The organism is Wolbachia endosymbiont (group A) of Epagoge grotiana, from assembly GCF_947251775.1.
Taxonomy (GTDB): Bacteria; Pseudomonadota; Alphaproteobacteria; order Rickettsiales; family Anaplasmataceae; genus Wolbachia; species Wolbachia pipientis.
Genome location: NZ_OX366387.1, coordinates 108,863 through 134,635, shown reverse-complemented (window position 1 = coordinate 134,635; position 25,773 = coordinate 108,863). Strand labels below are relative to the sequence as shown.

The window sequence follows — 25,773 nt, the reverse complement described above, 5'->3', positions numbered from 1 at the left end:
TGTACAACAAATACGCAAAGACAATAGAACTTTATTATATTCTATCTATAATGATTCAAAATAGCAAGCCTCAAACTAGAAGCCTGCTACCACTTACTGGTTACTTTACATCAATCTTCTTGATGTGTTTCTCTGACTTAGGTATGGTTACATGTAATACTCCATCTGAAAAACTAGCAGATACTTTATCTCGCTCCACATTTACTGGAAGCTGAATAGACCTATAGAAAGAGCCATAGTACCTTTCTCGATGATAAAACTGCTTATCTTTTGACTCGTTATCACATGTCTTTTCACCCTTCACTATTAAGCTATCGCCAGATATACTAATATCTATGCTTTCTTTGGAAATACCTGGTAACTCTAATGAGAGGCAATAGCTTTCCTTTGTTTCATAAAAGTCACAAGCTGGTAATAGACTGTTGCTTCTTCTGGAAAGCTCTGGATTCCATCCTGTAAAGAAGCTATCAAATATGTCATCAACGGCCCTTTGTAACCCTCTTACACTAAAGTTATCACGGTTATTGTTTTTATTTGAATGAACTATATTACTCATGTTGTACCTCCTTTCACTAATATGTGCATTATGTAATCATTCCACTTGTTAGTTTCAATACCTTATACCAAATATCATAAATAAGTAGGCAAATAACTCACAGAACAAATAGTTTTGATCGAACTTTCCGTAATATTACGAATGAATGCACATATAGTATCCTCCAATAAACTAATACCAATTCCTAAAAATAAATAGACAAATAAAGAAAAATTTCTAAAATAGAACAATTTAAGAATTAGTGAGGAGTTATGGCAGGAAAAAGTAAAGCAATAGGAGAAGAATGATATAATAAGTGTAACCTGGAATTAAAGAAGCACGGAATAAGAGGAGAGATAGGAAGAAGATTACAGGCAATAATATCTGGAAAAGAATATGGAATAACAAAAGTTGCTCAAATATACCGAATTACTAGAACTACATTGATGAAGTGGATTACAAGATTTAAGGAAGGAGGAGTCGATGCGTTTAAAATACAACCAGGACGTGGAGTAAAGCCGAAGTTGAGCTACAAGCAGCAAGAAGAAATTAAAAATGTCATAGCAGAAGAAGGAGCCAACCTAACGGCTAAGAAATTAAAAATCATAATTGAGAAAATGTTTTCTATTGAGGTAAGTAAGTCTACAGCACATGGACTGATGCAAAAGTTAGGTTTTTCGTATATTACTCCAAGGCCTGTGCACAATAAACAGGATAAAAATAAACAAGAAAAGTTTAAAAAAAAATCTTAATGAAACTATTGTCACGTATCCCGAAAAAGAGCTATTTTTCTTCGATGAATCGCGGTTTGGCACACATTCAAAGATTGGACACGGGTGGTTTAAAAAAGGCATTAGGACACAGGTTAAGGTGAAATTAGGTAGGCAAAACTTTTATCTCTATAGTGCAGTTAATCCTAGAAATGGAGAGACTTCTAGTTTATTCGCACCAAACGTCAATACTGATTGTATGAATATATTCCTTGAGCAGATGTCACAATATTTAGGAACAAGGGAGGCATTTCTTATTGTGGATTGTGCAGGATGGCATAGATCCAAAGGTTTAAAAATACCACAAAATATTACCTTAATCTACTTACCTCCATATTCACCAGAGTTAAATCCAGTAGAGCGTTTATGGCAATATTTGAAAGACCATACGCGTCAAGTTAAGAGATTGTGAGCAAATTTAGAGAGGTTAAAGTGGATACTCTAGCCCTTCTACGTTTGTCTTTTAATGAAAATCGCGACCAAGTTATAGTGAGTTTTTTAAGAAATGCTTTTAAACTATTAATTTTGGTTAATACTAAAAATAACTCTCTAACCCGCCTTTTTAGCTCAATAAATGCCTTTGTTAATCTAAGTTCTGTATTCTTTTTCACTTCTGTGCAACCAACTATGCCGTGAAATATAAGAATTGCGCACAATTTAGCATATAGTTCACATAATACTCTGCATGGCTTTCCTTTTAGCTTATCAAGCCTGATATGGCTTTTATACAATTTAAATAATAACTCAATTTGCCACCTTACTCTGTAAATCGTTAATACTTGCTCAGCACTAATTTTATTTTCTGGAACATTAGTTATAAATATTGACCAGTTCAACAATTTTTGATTTCTTTTAGAGGATGTATATCCCTGCGATCTTGCTAATCTATTAGCTTTCCTTCTTCTGGCCATAGACTGTTCTTCAGTTAGTTTCTGACATATAATTCTTACTCTAATTTTTGCTTCTTTTCCTAACAATACCTCGTTTTCTAAAAATAACTTATCCTCTAAACATTCTAATAACTCCATTTTTTGATTTGTTTCTACATCATATATGTTGGTATCGGATTTATAACGACTTATGAAATAAGCTCCTATTTCATTGATTTGTTTAAAAGAACTTGGCACAAAATAACCGAGATCAGATATTAGCAAATCATTGCTTAATATATTACTTAAATGTTTCCTATATCCCTGGTCTGATCTTACCCCCTCCGTTAAATTAAGTTGGTCTATTATCTGATTCATGTAGTCGAAAACTAATTGTAACTTTATTCCAGACTTAGTATTGCTTTCATAGCCACTGTAGCTAGTACCATAACCTTTATACATCTCTTCCATACTGTTAGGTAGAGTAATATAGCTACTGTCCAATAATTTAACACTATTAAATTGCTGTAAGATTTTGCAATCAACTTGCAAGATATTTTTAAAGAGAATCACAGATTCATTATACATCCTTTTCATAAATTCCACTGCTTCTTCAGTAAATCTAAAATCCAAACCTTGTTTTGTTATATCTATCGAGTCCTCGTTTAGTAATTGACACATTGTTTCTACGCTACAATTATCAACTCCTATATTACCCAAGACCATGGCTTTTACGAATGATGAACCTTTTAGCTTTCTCTTTCTTTTTATAAACCTTGTTGTAATTGAGATTTTCTCTGCTTTTTCATTAAAAAATTCTTTGAGCTTTTTTGATAAGCAAGTTATTTTATTCATTGGTTCTCTCACTAAAAGTATATCTGGGAGAACTTATACCTTATTATTCTATCTCTTTCATACCTTTATTTTCTTAACTTGACGCGTATGATTTGAAAGACAATCTCATTAAAAATAGAATATATGACTCTGTTAGTTTATTGGAGGATACTATATGTGCATTCATTCGTAATATTACGGAAAGTTCGATCAAAACTATTTGTTCTGTGAGTTATTTGCCTACTTATTTATGATATTTGGTATTATACCTAAATTTTGGATTAGTGATAAAAAAGCTAGAGGAAGAATGGACTATGGATTTGTCGAATTGGACTTTGAATACTTGATATCTTCTTTCCAGATAGATTGAAAACGAAGTTGTATAAAAAATGCTGCTTTGAATGGTTATTTTTGAAATATTTGAGCCTGATTTTTAAATTCCCCTTTCATTTACTAACTGATTGCAATAAGCTTCTTTCATAAAGCTAGATGGAACATATGATTTTTCTATTGTACAATCTGACTGTTTCATAGTTTTAGCTAACTCTTCAGAAACGTCACTGTTTATTTCAAAATAACCATCTTCTATGCCTATAGAAACATTTTTTCCTCCTAAAAGACAGCTCCCCCCTAAACTTGATTTATCCTCCAACTTACTAAAACGTGCTATGCTTTCTTCGTTGGCGAGCTTTACTTCTATTTTATTATTATCTCTATCACTAGGAGATAAATAAACACTGACCTTCCCAAAGTAAGTAGTAAAAGACATTTCAATTCTACCCTCCGAAATGTCGGTGTAATTCCTAACTCCTTCTTCATTTTCAACTCTAACTATACTTTCTCCAACTTGAAGCATACCAATTTCCAGACCTAAATTTTTAGCTTTTTTATTGTTGAATATTCTTGCAACTTCGACAACACTATCTTTTGGATATTTTATACAAAAGTGTCCATTGTCCATCTCTAACTCAAAATCATGATCATCAGTTTTTACACTTACGTCTACGATACTTTTGTACACCAAGTCCTTAAGTTCTAAAAGTATTTTTTCTCGTTGATCTAGAGCGTATCTATCTGAGCAAATTATGTTCACGAAATCGCCATGTTCTTCATCGCTAAATCTATTTAAAGACGCACCTCTTGATACTATTTGCAATATCTTTTTCTCATCTAAAAATCCATAAATTCGGGTAGTATCGTAAGAAAAATATAGCTTTTGCAATGTATCAATTATGCGATCCACTAAAGATATATTAGCTTTATACGGAAGAGTGAACATTACTCTTTGTTTCAGCGCCTCGCTTACAATTTTATCAAGTCTTTTATTGCACTCTTCATAATCCTCTTCATTACCATAGTTACCCAAAGCATCCAATTCATCATGAATATTATCTATTTTTTGCCAAATACTTTCATATTTTTCTCTTTCTCTTTCTCTTAATTTTACTTTTGCTAAGGAAAAAGAATCTTTTTTACGTATTATGTTTGCATTGTAGACTAGTTGACCGTAGGTCCTACCAACAATTTCATCATAATCAAAGCAATAGCTAACATTATAGTCACTTTCACTAGTTGATTCCTGATCATTGCTACTTTCATCGTCATCTTTATTCCATACTTCAATATCGTAATCAGTGTTTTCAAGGTTTTTGTCTTCACTTGTTCGATAATCTTGATTGTTTTCTACTTTTTCGTACAGCCAGGTTGATTTTTGATCATCGCTACTTTCATCGTCATCTTCATTCCATACTCCAATGTCGTAGTTAGTATTTTTAGGTTTTTTATCTTCACCTGTTTGATAATCTTCTGCTTCTCTATATAGCCATATTGATTCCTGGTCATCATTATCATTGATACGCCTCATTTCCACTTTTGTTGTAGACTGAGGTCTTACTATTTCTTTTCTTACGTTTTCTTTGTTTAATTCATCTTCAAGAGACACTTCATTACTAATATAGAAGTTTTTCTGTTTTAAACTCTCATTTTCATTCTGCAATGAACTAAATTCTGCAAACAGTTCTTCACGCTCTGATAAATAAACATAGAGCTGGCCTATTACATCATTAAGTTCCTTATCTTTTTCTAATATCTGGTTTTCATAATTACTCTTCAAATCCTCTATACTGTCTACCAGCACTACACTTTCTTTTCTTAGTCTACTTGAGTTAGATTCAACCAAATTTAACCTTTGCTGTAACTCTTCATTTTTTTTGTCTATCATCTGTATTTCACTCTTCATATCTTCTAATTTGCTGTCCAAGTTCCCTATTATGTCATTTTTATTCTTCACGTCCAATAATACTTTTTCTATTTCTTGTTTTAGCCGTTCAATTTCTTGGCCATTTTTAGTTAATTCTCTTGTTTTTCTTTGTAATTGAGCTTCAAGCTCTTTAATTTTCTTTTCTAGGATCTGATTTTTCTTGCTGAGCTCACTCACTTCTTGATCATACTCTTCCGCTATACCTTTATAGCATTCCAAGAGCTTTTCATTTTTCTTGAGATCAAAGTTTTCTTGTTGCAGCCTTTCTATTTCACCATCTGAATTATCTATTACTTGGTTACCCTCACTACCAATCTCAAATATCTCTTCAGAAGTAATCGTAAAATCTTTAAATACGCAAGGCAAAGTAGTGTCTTCAAGGTTATTACTATCAAATGAGTTATATTGTACTACCTGCCTTGAACTAGGCATACTTATACCTTTCTATTAACAAAGGCACACAATGCATTATATTTACTATATACGCAACTGATTTAAACATAATTTATTTACTAATTCATATTGTGAATTTTTATAAAATAGGTTTATATGCAAAATATTATAATAACGTTAAAGCACGTAGCTAATACCATTATTAGTACAGTATAAAGGGCCTTTTTGCCTATAATTGAAGAGTTTAAGCAAATTCATAATATACCTCATTTATCTTCTAATAACGAAAATTTGTATCGAAACAGATAAGACCATAAGTATGAAATTCAAAGAGGAATGAATCAGTTAAATCAAGAATAGATGTTGTGTTATAGTAGTGATTATGCTAATTATTGGGTCGTTTGGTTAAAAGGTAATTATGAAAAGGGGTAAGAATTTGACTGAAGATAAAAAATTAGCATCTGATATTCTAAAAGAGGTTGCAGGTACTGGTACTGCTGATAGTGATAAAGTGACATTGTTTGACATTAAAACAGCTTTACAAGAACGTGGTTTTGGTATTTTAATAATCATCTTCTCCTTGCCGCTATCGGTGCCTATACCGGTTCCACCTGGTTATACAACTATTCTTTCTATACCTTTAATCTTGTTTTCATTACAACTTCTGCTTGGGTTTCATTCTCCCTGGATGCCACGTTGGTTGGAAAGGAAATCCTTTAAACGTTCAACATTAGCCCTTGTGGTTAAAAAAACTTTACCTGCATTAAAAAAAATAGAAAAGTTCATGAAACCGAGAATGTCTTTTATCTTCTGTGGGCCAGGTGAAAAGATTTTGGCATTTATAATGCTGGTTTGCGTATTGGTGATAGCCAATCCGCTTCCGTTGACTCACTTCATTCCAGCAATCGGTACGACTCTTATTTCACTTGGTATTATGAATAAAGACGGGCTTGTCTCGATACTTGGAGTGTTGGTATCCTTGTGTGGAATATTATTTGCTCTTATTGTAATAGTAAAAGGTCCACAGCTTATAATTAGTGCGTTTTCTTTTCTCAAGAGTTTTGCATACGGTTAATCTTGAGCTATTAGCAAATTAGATATTCTATAGAAATACCATGGCAACCAGTGTGGAAGCAAATTCTTTTGTTTACTGTTTGTGTCTCAAAAGCATAAAAAAGTACGTACTGTTGTGAGAACAATTTAAACAAAAGCGGCGTTTTAAAAGTAAAAGCTTGGAATTTTTACAACAAAGTTAGGCAAAACAGTTCATATGTAGATTTAGCGAAAGTAAGCCAATATAGGTGATTTCAGCGTATAATAAAATCACCATATAAAAAAGTTCGTATGTATCGTTTGGAAGACCAATACATTCCAAAAAGAACAATTCTCACCGACTTTGATTTTGAGCGCTGGAAATTGGTTATATTATTTGATTTTTAATAAAGTACGTCACTAAATTAATAGCATTTTACTTTCGAAAGAATTAACAAGCGTATGATAAAAATAAAATATAAAAACAAATTGATCCTGTTAAGAGTCTTTCATCGGAAATTACTTTGGGTTGGAAAAATTTCTAAAATCATGATTGACAAGTTGTAAAGACAGAGTAATATGCCTAGAGTATGATAGAGGCTAGTTCATTATGGTACGTGAGAGGGTTAAGAATCAAAGTATTTTTTCATCATTTGCAAAGAGGGGTAATTATGGACCGTGGAGATATTCCGGAAGTTTTATTTTCATCTATTAAGGAGGATGATCCTTACAAGGCATCTAAGCTCCTCCAAATTGAACGCTGGTGCTATGCACATTGGGGTTTAATCACAAAGATTGGTAAAAAGTGGTACAATTTTCTTGCACAAGTACTATCTGACAAGCAGTCTTGGAAAGAAGTAAGTGGCTTGCACGGAGTTAAGCTTAATAGACAAATGGTAGGTAAAAAGCTTATTGCACCACCAGATTCAGATAATCCCTTTATTAGAGAAAAAAGATATCAGATTGCATGTGAGTGTTGCTTGGAAGATGAAATACGAGCTATATTTGAGGAAAGAAAGGAGGAGTTGTCTGCCCAAGGTAATGACAGTTTGCTTGAATATAGTCACTTAGTTAGGTGTTGTGGAGAAGGTCCTTTAGCTCAGTTTTGGTCACATTTCATTAGTGGGTATCTCGATAAATTGGATTTAAGAGGTCGTCATCCATATGAGTATGGGCTTTACTGCGCTATAGATCGTAGAAAAGTAGAAGCAGTGGAATTCTTTTGGAATAAGATAAAATCATTGCCTGCAGGTGAATTAAGTGCTCAGAAGAAAGATGAGATCTTGATGAAAAATGCAGCTTATACGGCAGGACCTAATTTTCGCGTTTACCCTGATATATTCGAGTTCTTCCTTAATCAGATAAATCCTGATAGATATCGAGAGCTCTTGAAAAGAGATTTAGAGAAGAATGGTTATTATGGTTCTTTAAACGTTATGATTGATATACTCAACTTTGGTAAATTTCAAGAATTATTTGATTGTTTAGAACCAAGTGATGTTAAAGAAGATGATTACCGTCTCTGGGTAAAGTCCATGACAAGAGACTGTCCGGAGTGTTATTTAGATGAAGGTGTAAATGTTTTCACGCACATGTGGAAAAAGAGGGGTTTTGATGATCATTGTGTTTTGATATTGGAAAAAGAAATGATGAATGATTCTTTCTTTCAAGGAAGATTTTTAGTGCCTTTGATTGAGAAGGGTTATATGGAGCCAGTGTGGGCAATGTTAGATAAGGCTAATTCTAGGCAAATCAAGGAGTTTATGGATTCTAAAAAAGATCATATACGTTCTATATTATTAGGGAAGGAAGATAGTAACTCATTAAATAGGTTTTTGGCATATGGTAAGTCTGCTGATGAAGAACTTAATCCCAAAAATATACCTGGCCCAAGTGGTGATCTAACTGAAGTGGAAGTTAGAAAAACACATAGCCAGTCTAAGTAAATAAAAAAAGTTATATATTAACAGGGAGTTTTATGCCGAACGAAGAAAGAACACAAGATTTTGAGTTAATAGAACTATTAATTCGAGAAGCAGGTTCAAATGCAGGAGCTAGCCCAAGTACTTCAACTCAACAAGGAAGTGATTTTGAATCTTTCAAAGCAAGGTTTCAGTCATATATCGATCAAATTCCATCATATTTACATTCAGTAGGTAAAGAAGGATTTTTTCCTCATTTCTTTTTAGGAAGTTTTTCTACTTTGATAGATACAGAAATTGCGAAAAGTCTGAAGATTAAAAAAATGTATTTTAGATTTGATTCAGGTACATTAAAAGTAGCTGTTATTAGTAATGATAAAATACAATCTTATGAAGACGTTAAAAAGCATGTAAAATTAATTTCTATTTCAGAGCATAACTCTGATAATAAAAACTGTAAGTTTACTTCAGGTGATCTGGTAGAGATATTGAAGAAATGTCTTACTCCACCTAAAGGCAAAAGTATACAAGCTGAAGCTCAAGATATAAAAGATGCATTTAAAGGTCCGATAGATTCTGTATTAGAAATGGACTTTAGGTTAATACATATTTCCAGAAATAATATTAACAAAGAGGGTATTAATGTCGAAGTAATAGATACGAGAGTACTTAATTCTGCTGTTAGCAAAGGTTTTCATGAGGTAAGAGGAGGGTTGTGGAGTAATCCAGAAAGTGATATAGCGAAGCTGACTAATCCTGATGTAAAAAAAGTGAAAGAACCTGTTGAAAATATTCTAAAAAAAGTTAGTAAAATTCACTCTGAATATAAGAATTCACTTACCTATGCTCAAGGAACACGAGAAGCAGCGCATCATGGGTTTGTAGCAGGTGTTCTTGTAAATTTTCGCTATAGACATAATCTTAGAGTTTATCTAGAGCAATTTGCAGGAAGGGGTTATGCTGATATTGTTCTGGTACCTCGTGGTAAGGATAGATCATTAAATGCTATTCCTATTATTATAGAGATGAAGGCTGCTACTAAAGCAGAGTTAAAAGAAGGTAAAATAGGAGAAAAGAGTAAAACTACACCAGCAGCTGCTTTAAAGCAAGCTGAGGATTACACGAAAGGTTTTCAACCGAATGTAATGAGAATTTTAACTACTGCAAATGACATGCTATGCGTTGGTGTAAACCTTGATCATCCATCTCCTGTTTCGAATATTGTTGCTAAATCACGTGATCAAGAAATTACTCCTCTTTTTGATGAGGTATTGGTATCTATTAATGAGCACAATAATCGTAAAATTGATAAAGGAGAGTTGAAAGAGCGAATTCAAAATAATATAGAGCGTATTTATCATACATTTCCTGGTACAGGAGAAAAGGGAGATAATCATTATTTTAGCAGGTTTTTGCTAGGACAATCATTATTGTTAAATGAAGTTAAGGTTTTAAATAGCAATTTTGAAAAGCATGTTTTTATTTACGGTGAAAATATACCTACCGAAGCTCAACCTGAACCTAAATCTCAACGTCTTAAAGATCAGAAAAGTAAAGGGCAAGGAGCCGGTCAACCATCTCACTTGGATCAAAGCCATGGAGCTGTAACAATGGTATTTATTCCAAGCAATGCTCAAAAATCAGTTTGTGTAATGAATATTATTGAAACAGATGGAAGAGCTAATGTGATGAACAAGGGAATTCCTCTTGATCGACTTCAGCAAGAAATAGGAGAAAGAAAAATAGTTGAACTAAATCTTAATTTTAACATTAAGAAAAAATCAAAATTTAAAGAGTATTTTAGCGTGGAAGTGGGAGAATCCGTTTCCCTAGAGCAGTATAATAGAAGAGAAACTAATAAATTTGAAGGTAATTTTAAAGATATTCCTTATCCTAAGGATTTTAAGAAAACATTTGATGAAGTACTAGTATCTCAGCTTGCTTCTTTACAAGATCAATCTTCATCAATAGGTAAGTACAAGAAGTTATTTGGCAAAGTAGGCGAGGCAATATTACCTCTTAAAGGTTTAATAGAAAAAGAAGCACATACTCAGGCAGTATTGCATGGAGCATTTGACCATTATAGTGATATCAAGCTAGGAGAACCACAACAAGAAGATAGAGCGTTAATATTAACAGAGTTTCAAACAGGTAGGGGAAAACGCATTGATATGCTAGTTCATGGTATTAAGTTTGCAAACCAAGCCAGCAGTGCTAAAGAGTATGATCCGGTAGGATTGGAGGTTAAAGGACCAAGGGAAGGTAAGACAGCTGATGCATTAATAACAGAAGCAAATAATCAAATAACTAAAGAGTATACAAAAGGTGTTACTTATAAAACGCTTACAGATGGCAACAAAGTTGCTTTTATGGGTGTTATTTTTGACAAAGGGGCGAGTAATACAAATTCTCTTATTTTAGTAAGTAAAGATGAATTTACTCCTGTTAAGGTAGTTCATAGCTCCATTTTTAGTTTTAGCCAATGTTCAACAAGAAAAAGACGTGATATAGGTATACCATGCATAGATTCACGTGATGAAGAAAAGGTTACAAAGGAAGAAAAAAAGCAACGTGTTAAAGAGCTATTTGATATTGATAATGCTAAGGATTTAACTAATGAAATTGTAGATATAGGTCGTGAGCAAGTGTTTGATATGATAGGCAATGCTGATAGGACTGATGTATATGTAAAAGTAAAAGATAACAATGGTAATGATAAAAAATTGATAATAGGTGATATTATAGAAATGAAGAATGCAGAAAGATATTTTGTAGATGATTATAGTGATGGTATTGAGATCTTAGTAAAAGTAGGCAGAGATAAGGATCGCGTTATAAAAGAAAAAATAAAAGGACAAAATATTGAGTATTATTTAAGCATCGATGGCTATGAAGTAAAATTCGATGATATAATTAAAAATTTTACTACAGATGCAGAAAGAGAGAAAATTCATAATAAATTACATCAACTATCAAATGATAAGCAGTTGTTAGAGAATAAAAAATACATTGAAGATATAGGTGATGTTCAAACTAATCAAGATTACTCTAGTATTGTAGAGGAAATTAAACAGAACTTGCTAGCAAAAGGTGTTAGGGAAGATACTTTTGATACGTTTAAAAATCATTTTGATGATCTTGGTGAAAAAGTTTTTGCAGATTATATTAGTAATGTAGAAAGCAGCCTTCAAGAAAAAGGAATTGCATTTGATCGTGATAAATTTGATTCAGCGAAAATAAAAGGAGCAAAAGGTGGAAAGTTTTTTTCCATGATGGCTATATATGACTTGCTTGATAGTATAAGTGATACAGCAACACTTGGACGACATGATAATAATGCTTTAAAGCAAGTATTTGGTATCAATGGTATACTAGATGCTATGGATGATGTTAGGACAAGCGTAAGTATTTCTCCTAATAGTAAAGTGGGAAAATTGATTAGTAAGGTACCACAGCCTGTACGTCAAACGTTTGTTAAGATTATCAGTAATCCTATAGTTCAAAGTATTACATTTGCAACTATTGCTTATCAATTTGGATATAGTATAAACGAAATAGCTCAAGGTAATCATCATCCACTAAATTATTATTGGACAGCTAGTAGTGGTATAAAACTAGCAAGCATGAGTATAAGGCCTATAAGTGCAGGAGTTAGTTTTACAATAAAAAGTGTAAGTGCTACTACTAAGATTTTAAGAGGGTTATCTGCTGCAGGCAAAGTTTTAGGTAGGATGTCAGTATTTACTATGGTTCCTGATATTGTGTTTTCATTGCATCAGTCCTTATACAGTAGAACAATGGAAGCGCAAGCAATAGCAGCACAAATTCCTATATCTAATATCGATCGTACTAAAATATTTTTTTCAAATTCCGAAAAAGCAATATACGAAGACTATATAAGGATAAAGGGTTATTTAAATACTGTGAAAAGCAATGCCATAAATTACCTTAATTCTGACCCTAATATAGCTGCAGTTGTACAATATGTTTCTTCCATTCAGGAAAAGTACCATGAGGTAATTACTACCATTAAAGAAAGGACCATTTGTATGGGTAGCGGGATTGGTTGCAATACTGTGTGGGAGTGTGAATTAGAAAAAAAATATGATGGCATCTCCTTTGATGTAACTTCTAATATAAAAACTGATTTATCTTCATTAAATATATCTAGACCTCTCTACTTAGAATTTTATCAGCTGGATGACATAGGCGCTACAAGATTTAAGAGTACTAAAGAATATGAAGAGTTTCTTGCAAAACAAGAAAAGAAAAAAGTTTATTTGATTAGTAAAGAGGCAAAGTACCTTCCCCATATAACTCAAGACGAGTACAATAGCGGGCTGAGAGTCGTAATGGCCCCATCAGGACATTTAATACCACAACATCAATGTAGTGGCATAATTAATGAACAACGTATATTCCGGCCCTACGCTTTGGATAAGGTATATATGCCTTGCAATACTGGCAAAACCTATAGAAACTGTCAAGAGAGCTTTACTCTCTCAGGTGAACCTTTTATTTTTACTAGTCCAACAATAAAAGATCCTAGTAATACAAAAAAGCAAACCTTTCCTAAAGGATCAGTATTATACATTTCAGGACCGAAAACATTGACAGCAGCTGCAAATTATCCAGCAGTAATGCATATTCCAGAGGGTAGTAATATACGTTATATTGGCTCTAAAAACAATGAAACTATTTTTATTATTAATAATTCTATGTCTGGTACCCTCAAAGGTGGAGCAGGAAAAGAAAATACTCTAGTAATGAATGTTAAAGCTAATAATATCGCTGCAAATTTGCATAGTGGAACTATACGTTATGGTAATAGTAATAACATAAGATTGGTTAACACATATAACTATGTATCTAACTCTGACAACAAGCAAAATATTACTACTCACTGTGAAACGAGATTAATTAATGTAAAAAACGCGGAAGTTTGGCAAAATTCATCTAACTGCACAGATAAAGATTATGAAGTTAGAGTGGTCAACAAAGAAAATGTACATCACAGAGGATTGAAGCAAACAGTGTTTATTATTAATGAAAACAGTGATAGTGCTAGGATAGTAAGTGATTTAGGCAGTACAGGAAAAATAAAGGGGAATATTGACGTAATAAGTGTTCAAGTTGCTAATATCACACAGTGGGGAATAAGTGAAGATATAGAAAAGGTCGGCTATAGCTTAGATCTTTTAGCTAATGATACACAAAGTATTGTTTCAAGTACTAAAATCGATGATTTTAAAAATCTAATAATTCAAGTAAACTGTAGTGGAGTAACAGAATCTGTTGCAATACAAGACAAGTCTTTGTTTGATACGGCGGAGGATATTAGGTATCAAAAGTTGAAAAATTCAGGCAATGATATTAGTGGAGAAGTTATACAGGATAGTGAAAAGAAGTTAAAAGCATTTATACAAGCAAGTATTCTAGGTCAAGAATTGCCTAGCACTTACCAAATTGCAAAAGATATTGCTAGTAAGAGTAATTTGGACATACCAATATCTCAAATAGAAGTCATCAAAAATCACATGGGAATACCTAGTGAAAAAGTGATAATTGCTGATATGTACTCAGGTCAGGTAGTTGTTGATTTTAGCTATAATAATTCTGATGTTACAAGTAGTTATCAGAAATATCATAATAATGGAGGAAGCCTTAATTATGATCGCTATATGGTAGCATGTAATCACTATCAAGATGTGACGGTAGAAGGAGAAAAAGGGCAACATCAGTATGTTATCAGACTACCAGATACATAAAATCACGAAATCTCGTTATTCCCCATAAGACTTAATTTAAAAATAAAAAGCAAAGCAGTGCCTTATCAGAACGTACCTTACAATATTATTGATTTTGCTGGGTTGAATGTAACAGATATTGATAGTATAGGTATAGAAGAAGGTGAAAGGAGTTATATAAATGAATGTTATAACAAATCAATCTCTGACCTTACAGAGGACAGTTTAGAGATAAAAGATATTACAGTACTTGATAGCAAAGGTACTAAGTGGTCTTTGTCTATTGGTTTAGTTGATTACTTTAAAAGTCCAGAGCATCAGCAAATTGTATTACAAATGAACAATAAGCTTTATAAAATTGACAGTACAAATTTAAAGCTTGAGCATGTAGAGATGGATCCTAACTCTTTCAGATACTATCAGCCAGATGAACAAGGATTACAGATTTATCATAATCAACCTATTGACAAGAATGATGTTGGGTTGGTTGATTTTAGAGATAAGTCTATATTGGGTTTTGATATGGAGATTGTTGATGATAGTTTAGTGCTATCATATGGAAATAGTACCATTGCAAAAGTGGAGAATTGGAGTAATTATCAGCCTGCAAGAGAAATGATGTTCGCTTTTAATGATACAATGGTTTCTAATGCGGAATGCATATTCTCTGCTTGTAATTCAGAAGATATTATAGAGGACTTTAATAAGGAGAAAGTGACTTTATTAAAGGAGCAAATGTTTGATGCTATAGTGCGAGATAATATTAATGAAGCTAAAGATTTAATTAGAAAAATTGAAAGTATTAATATTGAAAGTAGGTATGAATTAACACCTTTGTACGTTGCTATTCAAGCAGGTAGGCTGGACATAGTAGAAATTCTTTTTGATAGGAAGCATTTTAGTGTTAAAGATAAAGACATCCATCCCCTGCACTGGGCCGCTCAGCAAGGCAATTTGAATATAGCTAAGTTTCTTGTGGATCAAGGTGCTGATATTGGAGCTAAAGATAATAATGGTAGAACTCCTCTGCGTGTAGCCGCTTATAGTGGTGACCTAGATATGGTCAAATTTTTTTTTGATAGGAACATGAATATTGAGGTTAAAAATAATGATCCATATAAGGTGATGGGAGTAGTTGAGGGCGTAAAGAACGAAATTATTAACCAAGCAGATACTGCACCTAATGTAAAAAGATGGGCAGAGTTTTTTGTAGAGAAGTTAAGATATTCAATAAAAAGTGTAGCAAAAGAGAAGCTAAAGGATGGCATGTTGCATAATGGATATAGTTCAGTTAATAAACTTGCTGATGAAATTTATAGATCAGATGGGAAGTTGTTTGATGATATAATTAAAGGAGTTATAAATGATGTGTATGGAAAACTAGACATAAAAAAAATATTAAGTTGTGTACAAAGTCATGGTGATATTAGTCAGCGTATATCAGGTTATGTGGCTGTGTTTAACATAATGCAGAGAAATAACGATTTAAATAATAGTGGAATATTTAAGCTATCTTACTCTATTAAAGAGATAGTGAGTTCTGATAACTATGCTAATCTTGATTCAGAAAAAAGATCTGATCTTGAAAGGCTAAAAAGTAAATTACCAGAATCAGTGAAGAATATAGTATTTGCGTCAAAAGTATGTATTAAAAATACTTATCACAATGAATATTTATATGCTGCTGTTGATTGTTTTAATTATGACACAGAAAGGAGGAGAGCGTTTACTTGGATTCCTGGGAAAAATGATAAACAAGGTGTATGGAAGATTCAGCCTGATGGTGATAGCTTTCGTATAGTAAATGTTGAGTTTTATGAACATTTATATGCCGCTGGTAACTATTTTAATTATGATAATGATAGACGAATGGTATTTACTTGGATTCCAGGTGGGCAGGTCACACAAGGTGTGTGGAAGATTGAGCCTAAGGGTGATAAATGTAGTATAAGGAATATTGAGCATAATGAATATTTATATGCTGCTGATTATGCTAAACATGACAAAGATAGAAGAAGCGTATTCACTTGGATTCCAGGGGGCGAGGTTACACAAGGTGTATGGAAGATTGAAGATTGTGGATCTACTATAAGAAAAGGTAGAAGCCAGAGTACAGGTACTGGCTCTAGAGACAATAATGGCGGAGCTTTTAGTTTTAATCAAAGCGTAATAGAGCCTTCTATTTGCAATATTTCTGTGAATAGTCATTTTGGAGAAAATGTTGATGTTAATTCTAAGGATGAAAATGGTTGGACACTGCTACACTTAGCTGCATGGGAAGGTCAGTTAAATGATACTAGATCATTAGTCAAGAAGGGAGCTGATATTAATGCTGAGAATATTTTTGGTAGGAAACCTATACATGTTGCTGCTGAAAATAATAATACAAACATTATAGAATTTTTTCTCAGCAAGGGAATGAGCATCGATGATGTTGATAGATATGGTCGAACACCACTATACTGCGCTTCTTGGAATGGTCACTTGGGTGTAGTAAAGTATCTTGTAGAAAAGGGAGCTGACATTAATGCTCAGGACAAAGGTGGTAAGACATCGCTGGATGCCGCTACTGACCAAAAACACGATGATGTTATAGAATATTTAAAACAAGTCCAACTAGATCAAGAATTACTGATCGCAGCACAATATAGTAATTTTGATGAGGTTAGAGATCTTGTAAATCAAGGGGCTAGCTTGAATGTTAAGTATAGTGATGGGATGACCGTTGTGCATTCTGCTGCTTATGGTGGTAATCTGGATATAGTAAAGTATTTTGTAGCAAATGCAAAAAATAGTTTAGAAATTAAAGATAATGGCGGTAGAGTTCCCCTACACTATGCTGCTTACAATGGTAAGCTAGATGTGGTAAAGTATTTTGTAGATGAAGGAAAAGTTGATGTTAATCTAAGAGATAATGATGGGCAGGTACCATTGCATTCGGCTTCTTGGAGTGGTCATCTGGATGTAGTAGAGTATCTTATAAGTAAGGGAGCAGATATTAATGCTAAAGACAAGGACGGTAAAACACCTTTAGATGTTGCTACTGATCAAAAACACAATGATGTTGTAGGTTGTTTACAACAAATACTGAATGAACAATTGTTGGCTGCGGTACAAGATGGTGATTTTAATAAAGTAAAAGATCTTGTAAATCAAGGTGCTAATATTAATATTAAAGATAATGATGATAAAACTCCTCTACATTATGCTTCACAGTCTTTTCATCATTTAGATATTGTGAAGTATCTTATAAGTAAAGATGCTGATATCGATGCTAAAGATAATAATGATAGAACTCCTCTAGATGTTGCAGACTCAAGTATAATCAAGATTTTGAGGCAGGCATACTTAGATAAAGAATTGTTACTTACTGTGAAAAGTGAAGATGATCTAAAGACAATTAATAGTCTTATTGCTAAAGGTATTAATGGAGGCGAAGATAGGCATGGTGCATATTATTTTGCTTGGGAAGGTAATTTGGACACAGTTAAGCTTATTGTTGAGGGAGAAGGTAGCGTTAATGTTGCTGATAAATATGGCTGCACATTACTACACTGGTCTGCATTGAAAGGTCATTCAGATATTGCTAAGTTATTGGTTAATAAAGGAGCTAATGTGAATGCTAAGGATATACTTGGCAGGACTCCTATGCACTTTGCTGTTATGAATAATCATAAGGATATTCAAGATGTATATGGTAGAGGTTCTACATACACTACTGCTGAGAGCAATGATGAAGAGGTTATACAACTTTTTCTCATGAGAGGAGCAAGTATTAACGAAGCTGATAAAAATGGCGAGACGCCACTACACTTGGCTTCTTGGGGTGGTCATTTAGATACATTGCAGCATCTTATAAATAATGGTGCTAATATTGGTACTAAAGATAGTAGTGGTAAAACACCTCTAGATATTGCTAGAGATAAGGGACATAATAATCTTGTACGGTACTTACAACAAACACAATTAATCCTAGATAAACAGTTATTAATCGCAATAGGAAATAGTGATCTTAATAAAGTTAGAGATCTTGTTGCTCAGGGTGCTAACATTGATGCTAATGACAAGAACGGTAATACACTACTGTATTCAGCTGCTGAAATCGGTGATTTAAACCTAGTTAAACTTCTTCTTGATAACGGTGCTAATATTGAAGCTAAAAACGGAAAGTATCAAGCAACTCCTTTGCATGGAGCTGTGCTAAATGAAAAACTAAGTGTGGTCAAGTTACTTCTTGATCGTAGTGCAAATGTTAATGCTGAAGACAAAGACAATTGGACACCTTTACATTATGCTGCTGATACCAACAGTCTTGATATAGTAAAAGTTCTTGTCGATGCTCATGCTAATCTTGGTGCTAAAGGTAATTACGGTAAAACACCTCTAGATATTGCAAAAGACAAGGGGCACAATAATATTGTGGAATATTTAGAACAAAAGCTCAGGGAAGAAAGAGGAAAACCTGTACAACGTAACCGCCGTCATTTGCTAAGTCAATCCTTAGATTCGAGTGGTCAACCTGAGGTAGCAACAAGTAGTGGCACAAGACCATCTTCTTTGTTTGGTTCAGTAAAGAATTTTATAGGTGAATTGTTTTATTCTCAAGCTGAATTACCTGCGGGAACATCAAATACTACAAATTCAATCTCACAAGTTGATGCAAAAATGGATGTAAACGGTACGATAATGTTACTTGACTTATTAATTAGAAAGGTTAAAGGTCAAAAGTATATTTCTACAGCAGATCAGTCTATATCTCCACTAGAGGCACAGGGATATGCACTCAATATTACAAAGGGATTTGAGAAAGTAGTAGAGCAAGCTGCATTAAAAAGTGGCATATCAATGCACCGGTTAAATATTGATTATATGGGAATGCAGAAAGAGATTACTAGAAAAGTCATGAGTGGTAAATTTAATGAAATTTCAGGGATTTTAAAATTGTATGTAGAGAAAGCATGTCCTGGTAGGGAAGCTTACTATTACCCACAAATAAAAACATAGTATTGTATTTACTCAAATAATTTAATTTTATTAACCTGAAAGCTTATTAGATTAAAATTATTAAACTAAGAGTTATAATTTTAGCAACTAAAAGCTGTAAATTGCACCATATAAACAGTTATTTCAAGCAAAAGTTATGCCATTAAGAGCTATGCAACAAACATTTATATTTGTGGGTAATAGTAAGGGTAGGGAAGCAGGGTGCCCTGGTAAATTAAGCGAGAAAAGGTTTAATGAGTTTATGGCTAAATTTAATAAAGGATTAGATGTAATAGTAAATCAATCAATAGAGCAGATATTACACAACAGAGATGGTAGATTAGAAGTTGATGGTACAAAAAAACAGCAGATAAGTTTAGAGCCTCAAAGTTATTTAAGTAATGCTTCTATTCAAAGCCATTCAAAAGTATCAACTTGTCTTTCTGAGATAGGAGTAACCAAGCTTGGAGGTAATCTCAATAGGTAGGTTATAATATAAGAGGTAATATGCCAAGTAGTGGGAAATTTAAAGTGAAGGTAGCCAAAATAATTAGGGAAACCAGTAGCAAGTTTGATGGTCTTAATGCTAAAATGGATGAAGTAGACATTAAATTCTAAGTGATTAATGTATTTTCCATATTGAACTTACAGCACGTAGCTTTGATATAGAAGTTTGAGTAACGTTATGATAGTAATTTATATAATTCTTTGTGCAATCTTCATAGCTGTTTTAGATAGTTCACTAGATTCTTAATTAGGTGATATGTCGAACTTAGAGAAGGTTTTCATAAATGTTGAAGTGAATAATTATGTTTTTTCCTTGAGTTGTAAAATTTCAGAATGAGAGAGACCGGTAATTTGAGCTATAACATCTATAGGGACATCGGCCTTGAGTGAATTTTTTGCAACTTCAATTTTACCTTCAATTTTACCTTTTTCATGGCCGATTTGGATGCCTTCTTTCCTGCCTTTCTCTTCTCCAATTTGGATTCCTTCATGTTTAGCATCATCGAGTTTTTGAGCAAGGATAGCGTTTTCTTTCTGCACGCTCAATATTCTTTCTTCATATGCGATCAAATCCTTTTCATTCCAGCGAAACCTGTCTAATTCATCATATGCTAGCTTTATTATCGGAGCTTCTGCTGCTATCTTTTTTAGATCTTCTTCAGTTGTATCTTCTGCGTATTTAAAAAAGAAACACCATCTCTCTGTAGTATTCTCTAATTGCTCTACCTTATTTTTTGTAAATTTAGGCAACTCAATAAAGACAAATTGTAAATCTTTCAAGTAATGCCCATTGGTTTTGATATCGCGTATATTATGAGTAGAAATATAGTCAACTTCTTCAGGCAGAAGGTTACAATTGGAAATAGCAATAAAGAAGACTTTCTGAAGATGAATGTAATTACCAGATTTATCTAATTGCCGAGAGTAAGCTTTAGCAGCATAAAGTTGAGCACGTTTCTCAAAGCCTTTATCACGAGCGAGTTGCATTTCGATAACAAATCTATTACCAATAGAGTCTTTGCAAAGAACATCAACAATGCTTTGTTTGTCAGAGGCAATTTCAGGATCCATAATGGTACTAAGGAATTCAATTTCCATTATTTGATCAGAAGTAGAAAAACCTAAGATATCGTTGAGGAAGTGAATTAAGATATTTTTATTCTTTTCAGAGCCAAAGATCTTTTTAAAGCTCAAGTCATTTTTGGGATCAAGAAATTTCGAAAGAGCCATGACGAATTAACCTAAAAAGCATTAGTAATTATACACAATTGTGAAGAAATATTCAACTAAAATTCAAACATAGAAAGAAGCATCCCTTTTGTATATCTTTATTTGGTAGTATTAAACTGTATAATATTTATGGCAAACATCTCAATAAGGTATCAGATAGCACAAAAAGTAAGGAACTGGAGGTTAAAGCGAGGATATACTCAAAAAGATTTAGCGAAGAAAGTCAGTGTAACGTATCAAGTAGTACTACAATATGAAAAAGGAACACGTAAAATTTCGATTGAAAAGTTGTACTCTATAGCAAAGGTGTTATCAATTGGTATTGTAGACCTCATTCCTGTATCAAATGAGAAAATTTGCCTTAAAACTGAAGAAGAAGAGATATTAAGTCTAATAAGAAAGTATAGGAAGATTAACGATCAGGAGTTACGTAAGATATTTTGTTTACTAACCAAATTTGTCCAAGTCAGTGAAAGAAGTAGTAGGAAAGCAGAGAAAGTAAAAATTGCAAAGGGTTTGGTTAAAGCAGGAGTTTCTGTTGATACTGTTTCAAAAACAATTGGTCTATCTGCTGATGAATGTGTTGAAGAAAAAACGGGTTCTATCTACTACCAAATAGGAAAAAAGATAAAAGAATGGAGACTAGTGCGGGAATATACTCAGAAGGATTTAGCAGAAAAAATGAGTACAACACGTGATGAAATAAGCAACTATGAGCAAGGACGTGTGGCCATTCCACTGGAAAAATTATATGCAATAGCAGAAACATTATCAATTAGCATTATAGATCTGCTCATAGAAGAAGATGAGATAGTAGAAAATGAACTACCTGATTTAATAAAAGAATACAAAAAGATTGAAAGTCAAGAACTACGTAATGCATTAATAAGATCTCTATTTGAAGGCATACGGATTTGCGAAGAAAAAGTGAAAAGAGCAGAAAAGATCAAAATTGCAAAAGACTTAGTAAAAAAAGGAATTTCTATCAATATTATTTTAAAAACAATAGGCATCTCTTTAGACGAAATTCAACAAATTTAAGTAAAAAAATCAGTATCTATTAACATCTTTACTTTTTGATGAAAAAATAAGTAAAAAAGATTGAAAAATTGATTTGACTTCACTCGAAAGCTATGGCTCTATGCCAATGCTGATAAAAAACAGCAGTAAATATCTAAAAAAAGTTTGTTGTTAGTGAAAGGTAAATTATATGAATAAAAGTAAAGAAGAAATCGAATTCAGAATATTAGAAAGCAAAGGCAAAGCACTACTTGATCGTGAAATAATGGAAACGTTTCTAAGTGCAGTACATGAAAGACCACAGGCTCAAGAAATTGCTAAAAATCTGGTGAATACTTATACGGGAGTAGGAAGGATTTTAGGTAGAGAAATGGATGACCTGAAAGTTATAGAAGGAGTGACTGATTCTGCAGTAGCAATGATTATGTGTGTTAAGGAAACACTAGAAAGGGTGCTCAGAGAAAAGCTTAAGGGTGAGCCAATAATGGACTTACAAGGGCTAGTAGAGTATTTGAACGTAAGTATAGGACACTCAGAAAGGGAATGTGTAAAAATACTGTACTTGAATAAGAGGCGCCAACTAATTGGAGAAGAATCCTATATTGATGAAATGGAAAAAGCACCGGTATACATAAAGGAGATTATAAAAAAAGCATTAATAAAAAATGCAACATTAATAATAATGTCACATAACCATCCTGGAGGAAGCTTAGAGCCGTCAGAAGAAGATCAAGAAGTAACGAAGAGCTTAGCAGCAGCATGTAGTACTGTAAGCGTAAAATTGTTTGACCATATTATCATCACAAGTGGAGGCTATTTCAGCTTTCGAGAGAACGGATTGTTATAGTAGAAAGTATTTGCAAATCTACTCACTATAATTTATAATGAGTAATATAATGTATAATAATAAAGTTTATTGTACGCTTAAAAAGTATTTTTAATAGTGGAGGTAATATGGGTAATAAAATAATCGTACCTTTTGGTGATAAGGAAGGAGGTATCTACGAGTTAAACGTTGATCTTGATAAATTGTCAAAAGGTGAGATGTTAAATGCTATTGTAGGAATTGGTCGTACTAGCCAGCAGCCTACTTTTGTAAGCAAAATTAATAAGGCTAAAAAGCTTGTAGATAAAGAAGTAGTACCTTTCCCTGGTAGAGAAGTTCGCGAAAACAAAATCAACTATGGGAAAGGACTTGACTACATATATGGTACAAAACCTGTAAGTGATCAAGAAGATAAAAATCCATTTGCTTCAGCTTTGAAAAAAATAAAGCCAAGTGCAGAAAAGTTGAGCTGGTTTAAGAGTGCTGTGGTAAGAGCAAAAAGTCCAAATGAACTGCACAAGGTTGTAGACGAAGCACTAGCTGCTGGAGCAAGGCTAAATGCATGTAATGATGGAGAGTGGAGATTTTGCTCTCCCTCTCAATAGGGTTAAAAGACTGAACAGTATCTTTGGAATTATATCCCGTATTTACAAGGTTAGTCTAAACTCTCAACCTAATTTATAGTCTTGGAGGCAATTTTATGCAAGCAAATGCTGTTTTAGGTGTGGACATTTCTAAAAAGAAATTTGATGTTTGTTTATTGGTAGGCAACAAAGAACGGTACAAAGTCTTTCAAAATAATCATGATGGTTTTGAAAAGCTTGTGGCTTGGTGCAATCATCATGGAGCAGAACTTATTCATCTGTGTCTCGAAGCAACCGGTTGTTATAGTGAAGATATAGTTAATTTTATGTATGACTTGGAGCATAATGTAAGTGTGGTAAACCCAGCCCAAATCAAAGCTTTTGGCAGAAGTGAGCTACTTAGAAACAAAACAGATAAGTCAGATGCTGCCATGATTGCTAGGTTTTGTATTGCTAACAAACCTAATCTTTGGAAACCTGCTCCTCCCGAAGTTAGGCGTTTAAGAGACCTTTATCGTTGTTTGCAAGCATTTAAAGATGACAAGCTACAACAGATGAATCGCTTGGAAAATAAAAATACGGATTCCCATTGTAAACAAGCAATACTTGAGGTCATTGCTACAATAGACACACAAACTGCTGCTCTAGAGAAAGAAATTAATGAACATGTTAATAACCATTTGCATCTAAAAAATATAACAGAAAAGATCAAGACTATAAAAGGCGTAGGACATCTTACAGCTGTTGCTGTTGTTGCAGAAATGCCATCAGTTGATAATTTTGATAATGCCAGACAATTCACAGCTTTTGCTGGTCTAAACCCAGAACATTATCAATCAGGATCATCCGTAAGTAAAAAAAGTCGAATATGTAAAATAGGATCTGAGCGTATTCGCAAAGCTCTTTATATGCCAGCTATAGTAGTCAAGAATCATAATTCTTACTTTCAAAAGTTTTGTCAGCGTTTAGCAAGTAAAGGAAAATGTCCAAAGGTTATAATTGTTGCTTTAATGAGAAAACTAATGCATGTATTTTTTGGTATTCTTAAAAATGATCAACCATTCAATGGTAATTTAGTGAGATAATTTTGACAGTAAAAGCTTGGATCTTATGCTCAACTGTTTAGGATGTAATTTAACATGTACTTTGAGTTATAATATGTATCATTTTGATTTTAACTGAGCTCTGTACTTTGTAAAACTATTCTCAGAAGATTAAGAAGATATGGTCCTATAACTGTGGATAAATACGTCCACACACACTTAAAGTATTTATCCACAGTTACACTAATTTATAGAAAATGCAGATAAATTTTTTGTTGTTTTATAGCTAAATAACTTGTTGACAATAAAGACAGTATCTCCACTACGGCCTTACTGGCATTAGCTTCGCTACGGCTTCACCCTCTCCTATAAGATATTTTAGCTCTAATACCTTACATTATAAAGATACAAGCTTCGCGGAATATGTGATACTGGGCACACATTTTCATAAATTTGATAAGGCTGATCGTAAAAAGCTAATACGTAAATTAATGCTAAGTGGTGCAGAGTTTCATGATACTCTACTGCAGAATAAACTGATAGGTGAAATCTATAATGAGCTACAGCCAGAAGTTCAGCCACAGATAGATAAGCAACTAGAAGAGCTAGAGGAAGCTGGCGAAAATGCTGTGCAAGAAGGAGAATTAATAGATGTTGAGATAGATAATACAACATCGTATATAGAATTTTCTGGGAATAGTAAGGTAGAGGTAGCCAAAATACTGGAAGCAAACAGAAAGTTAGGAAGTAATATCTTAAAAATTGGTAATGATGCAGTTGAAGTTAAAAGTGAGAAGGGAGGTATAAGAAACTATACCGATATTTCAGATGGCAGCTCTGTCATGTTAGAATTTCCTACGAGCATTGGTAAGCTAAATATTGTGTTGTACCAAGAGGCAGATCAGGTGCAAGTGAGAGTAGAAAATAAGGAAATGTGGGCTGAGTTACAAAAAAGAGACGAAGAAATAGGAAAAAACTGCCTTTTTGGGGGAGTAAAACTTCAAGAAGCAGTAGAGAAAGGTAATTTCACTAGATGTGGCATATGGAGTGAAAAGTATGCTATAAAAGAGATTAGCAATGATGAAGTATTGTCTCCGTGGGTAAATAGGATACGTGAAGGTAGTAAAGAAACTTTTAGAAAACTTTAATGTGTCTATAGTCACCTTTAAGGTTCCAGAGGTTTTTTCTTACCGTTATATCTGGAGCCTTAACAAAATT

12 protein-coding genes and 3 pseudogenes are annotated in these 25,773 nt (G+C 33.2%); 11 read left to right on the top strand and 4 right to left on the bottom strand.

Annotation, left to right across the window (positions count from 1 at the left end; all coding sequences use genetic code 11):
- Positions 1 to 100: 100 nt before the first annotated feature.
- Complete coding sequence (locus OPR50_RS00695; protein ID WP_141456730.1) at positions 101 to 556, bottom strand: Hsp20/alpha crystallin family protein; 456 nt, start codon at positions 554 to 556, stop codon at positions 101 to 103.
- 302 nt (positions 557 to 858) lie between these two features.
- Between OPR50_RS00695 and OPR50_RS08575 the strand changes: the two are divergent.
- Positions 859 to 1,696: pseudogene (locus OPR50_RS08575) on the top strand (IS630 family transposase); the annotation flags it as partial.
- A gap of 7 nt (positions 1,697 to 1,703) precedes the next feature.
- Here the strand turns inward: OPR50_RS08575 and OPR50_RS00680 are convergent.
- A complete protein-coding gene (locus OPR50_RS00680) occupies positions 1,704 to 3,029 on the bottom strand; it encodes an IS4 family transposase (RefSeq protein ID WP_265024118.1) in 1,326 nt (441 codons plus the stop codon).
- Between the two features lie 412 nt (positions 3,030 to 3,441).
- A complete protein-coding gene (locus OPR50_RS00675; RefSeq protein ID WP_265024117.1) occupies positions 3,442 to 5,700 on the bottom strand; it encodes a hypothetical protein in 2,259 nt (752 codons plus the stop codon).
- A gap of 379 nt (positions 5,701 to 6,079) precedes the next feature.
- Here OPR50_RS00675 and OPR50_RS00670 point away from each other — a divergent pair, with 379 nt between their 5' ends.
- The 5 genes from OPR50_RS00670 to OPR50_RS00650 all read left to right on the top strand — a co-directional run bounded on the left by OPR50_RS00670 (position 6,080) and on the right by OPR50_RS00650 (position 19,832).
- Positions 6,080 to 6,736, top strand: coding sequence for an exopolysaccharide biosynthesis protein (locus tag OPR50_RS00670; protein WP_264339068.1), 657 nt, complete (start codon positions 6,080 to 6,082; stop codon positions 6,734 to 6,736).
- 628 nt (positions 6,737 to 7,364) lie between these two features.
- Positions 7,365 to 8,639 carry a hypothetical protein gene (locus tag OPR50_RS00665; RefSeq protein ID WP_167482800.1) on the top strand — a complete coding sequence of 425 codons (1,275 nt, stop codon included), beginning with the start codon at positions 7,365 to 7,367 and terminating at the stop codon, positions 8,637 to 8,639.
- 32 nt (positions 8,640 to 8,671) lie between these two features.
- On the top strand, positions 8,672 to 14,383 hold the full coding sequence (locus OPR50_RS00660) for a hypothetical protein (RefSeq protein WP_265024116.1): 5,712 nt from the start codon (positions 8,672 to 8,674) through the stop codon (positions 14,381 to 14,383).
- A gap of 57 nt (positions 14,384 to 14,440) precedes the next feature.
- A complete protein-coding gene (locus tag OPR50_RS00655; protein WP_265024115.1) occupies positions 14,441 to 19,366 on the top strand; it encodes an ankyrin repeat domain-containing protein in 4,926 nt (1,641 codons plus the stop codon).
- A 151-nt stretch (positions 19,367 to 19,517) separates the two neighbouring features.
- Positions 19,518 to 19,832 (top strand): hypothetical protein, encoded by a 315-nt coding sequence (locus OPR50_RS00650; RefSeq protein ID WP_265024114.1) that lies wholly within the window; start codon positions 19,518 to 19,520, stop codon positions 19,830 to 19,832.
- A 320-nt stretch (positions 19,833 to 20,152) separates the two neighbouring features.
- Here OPR50_RS00650 and OPR50_RS00645 read toward each other — a convergent pair whose 3' ends face one another.
- Entirely contained in the window at positions 20,153 to 21,082 is a 930-nt protein-coding gene (locus OPR50_RS00645) for an Rpn family recombination-promoting nuclease/putative transposase (RefSeq protein WP_141456903.1), read from the bottom strand.
- 129 nt (positions 21,083 to 21,211) lie between these two features.
- Between OPR50_RS00645 and wmk the strand changes: the two genes are divergently transcribed.
- From wmk to OPR50_RS00620, 5 genes and pseudogenes are all read left to right on the top strand, one after another.
- Positions 21,212 to 22,123, top strand: a complete 912-nt coding sequence (gene wmk, locus OPR50_RS00640; protein WP_141456904.1) for a WO male-killing family protein Wmk — start codon at positions 21,212 to 21,214, stop codon at positions 22,121 to 22,123.
- 169 nt (positions 22,124 to 22,292) lie between these two features.
- Positions 22,293 to 22,949 (top strand): JAB domain-containing protein, encoded by a 657-nt coding sequence (locus OPR50_RS00635; RefSeq protein WP_265024113.1) that lies wholly within the window; start codon positions 22,293 to 22,295, stop codon positions 22,947 to 22,949.
- 107 nt (positions 22,950 to 23,056) lie between these two features.
- Positions 23,057 to 23,515 (top strand): annotated as a pseudogene (locus tag OPR50_RS00630) (hypothetical protein); the annotation flags it as partial.
- A 113-nt stretch (positions 23,516 to 23,628) separates the two neighbouring features.
- Complete coding sequence (locus tag OPR50_RS00625) at positions 23,629 to 24,597, top strand: transposase (protein ID WP_141456909.1); 969 nt, start codon at positions 23,629 to 23,631, stop codon at positions 24,595 to 24,597.
- 365 nt (positions 24,598 to 24,962) lie between these two features.
- Positions 24,963 to 25,703: pseudogene (locus OPR50_RS00620) on the top strand (hypothetical protein); the annotation flags it as partial.
- Positions 25,704 to 25,773 lie beyond the last annotated feature (70 nt).

Bases quoted from the DNA above. Each gene is read 5' to 3' on its own strand.
- OPR50_RS00670 (WP_264339068.1), top strand. From the start codon at position 6,080: ATGAAAAGGGGTAAGAATTTGACTGAAGATAAAAAATTAGCATCTGAT.
- OPR50_RS00680 (WP_265024118.1), bottom strand. From the start codon at position 3,029: ATGAATAAAATAACTTGCTTATCAAAAAAGCTCAAAGAATTTTTTAAT.
- OPR50_RS00675 (WP_265024117.1), bottom strand. From the start codon at position 5,700: ATGCCTAGTTCAAGGCAGGTAGTACAATATAACTCATTTGATAGTAAT.
- OPR50_RS00660 (WP_265024116.1), top strand. From the start codon at position 8,672: ATGCCGAACGAAGAAAGAACACAAGATTTTGAGTTAATAGAACTATTA.
- OPR50_RS00645 (WP_141456903.1), bottom strand. From the start codon at position 21,082: ATGGCTCTTTCGAAATTTCTTGATCCCAAAAATGACTTGAGCTTTAAA.
- wmk (WP_141456904.1), top strand. From the start codon at position 21,212: ATGGCAAACATCTCAATAAGGTATCAGATAGCACAAAAAGTAAGGAAC.
- OPR50_RS00625 (WP_141456909.1), top strand. From the start codon at position 23,629: ATGCAAGCAAATGCTGTTTTAGGTGTGGACATTTCTAAAAAGAAATTT.
- OPR50_RS00695 (WP_141456730.1), bottom strand. From the start codon at position 556: ATGAGTAATATAGTTCATTCAAATAAAAACAATAACCGTGATAACTTT.
- OPR50_RS00650 (WP_265024114.1), top strand. From the start codon at position 19,518: ATGCAACAAACATTTATATTTGTGGGTAATAGTAAGGGTAGGGAAGCA.
- OPR50_RS00665 (WP_167482800.1), top strand. From the start codon at position 7,365: ATGGACCGTGGAGATATTCCGGAAGTTTTATTTTCATCTATTAAGGAG.
- OPR50_RS00635 (WP_265024113.1), top strand. From the start codon at position 22,293: ATGAATAAAAGTAAAGAAGAAATCGAATTCAGAATATTAGAAAGCAAA.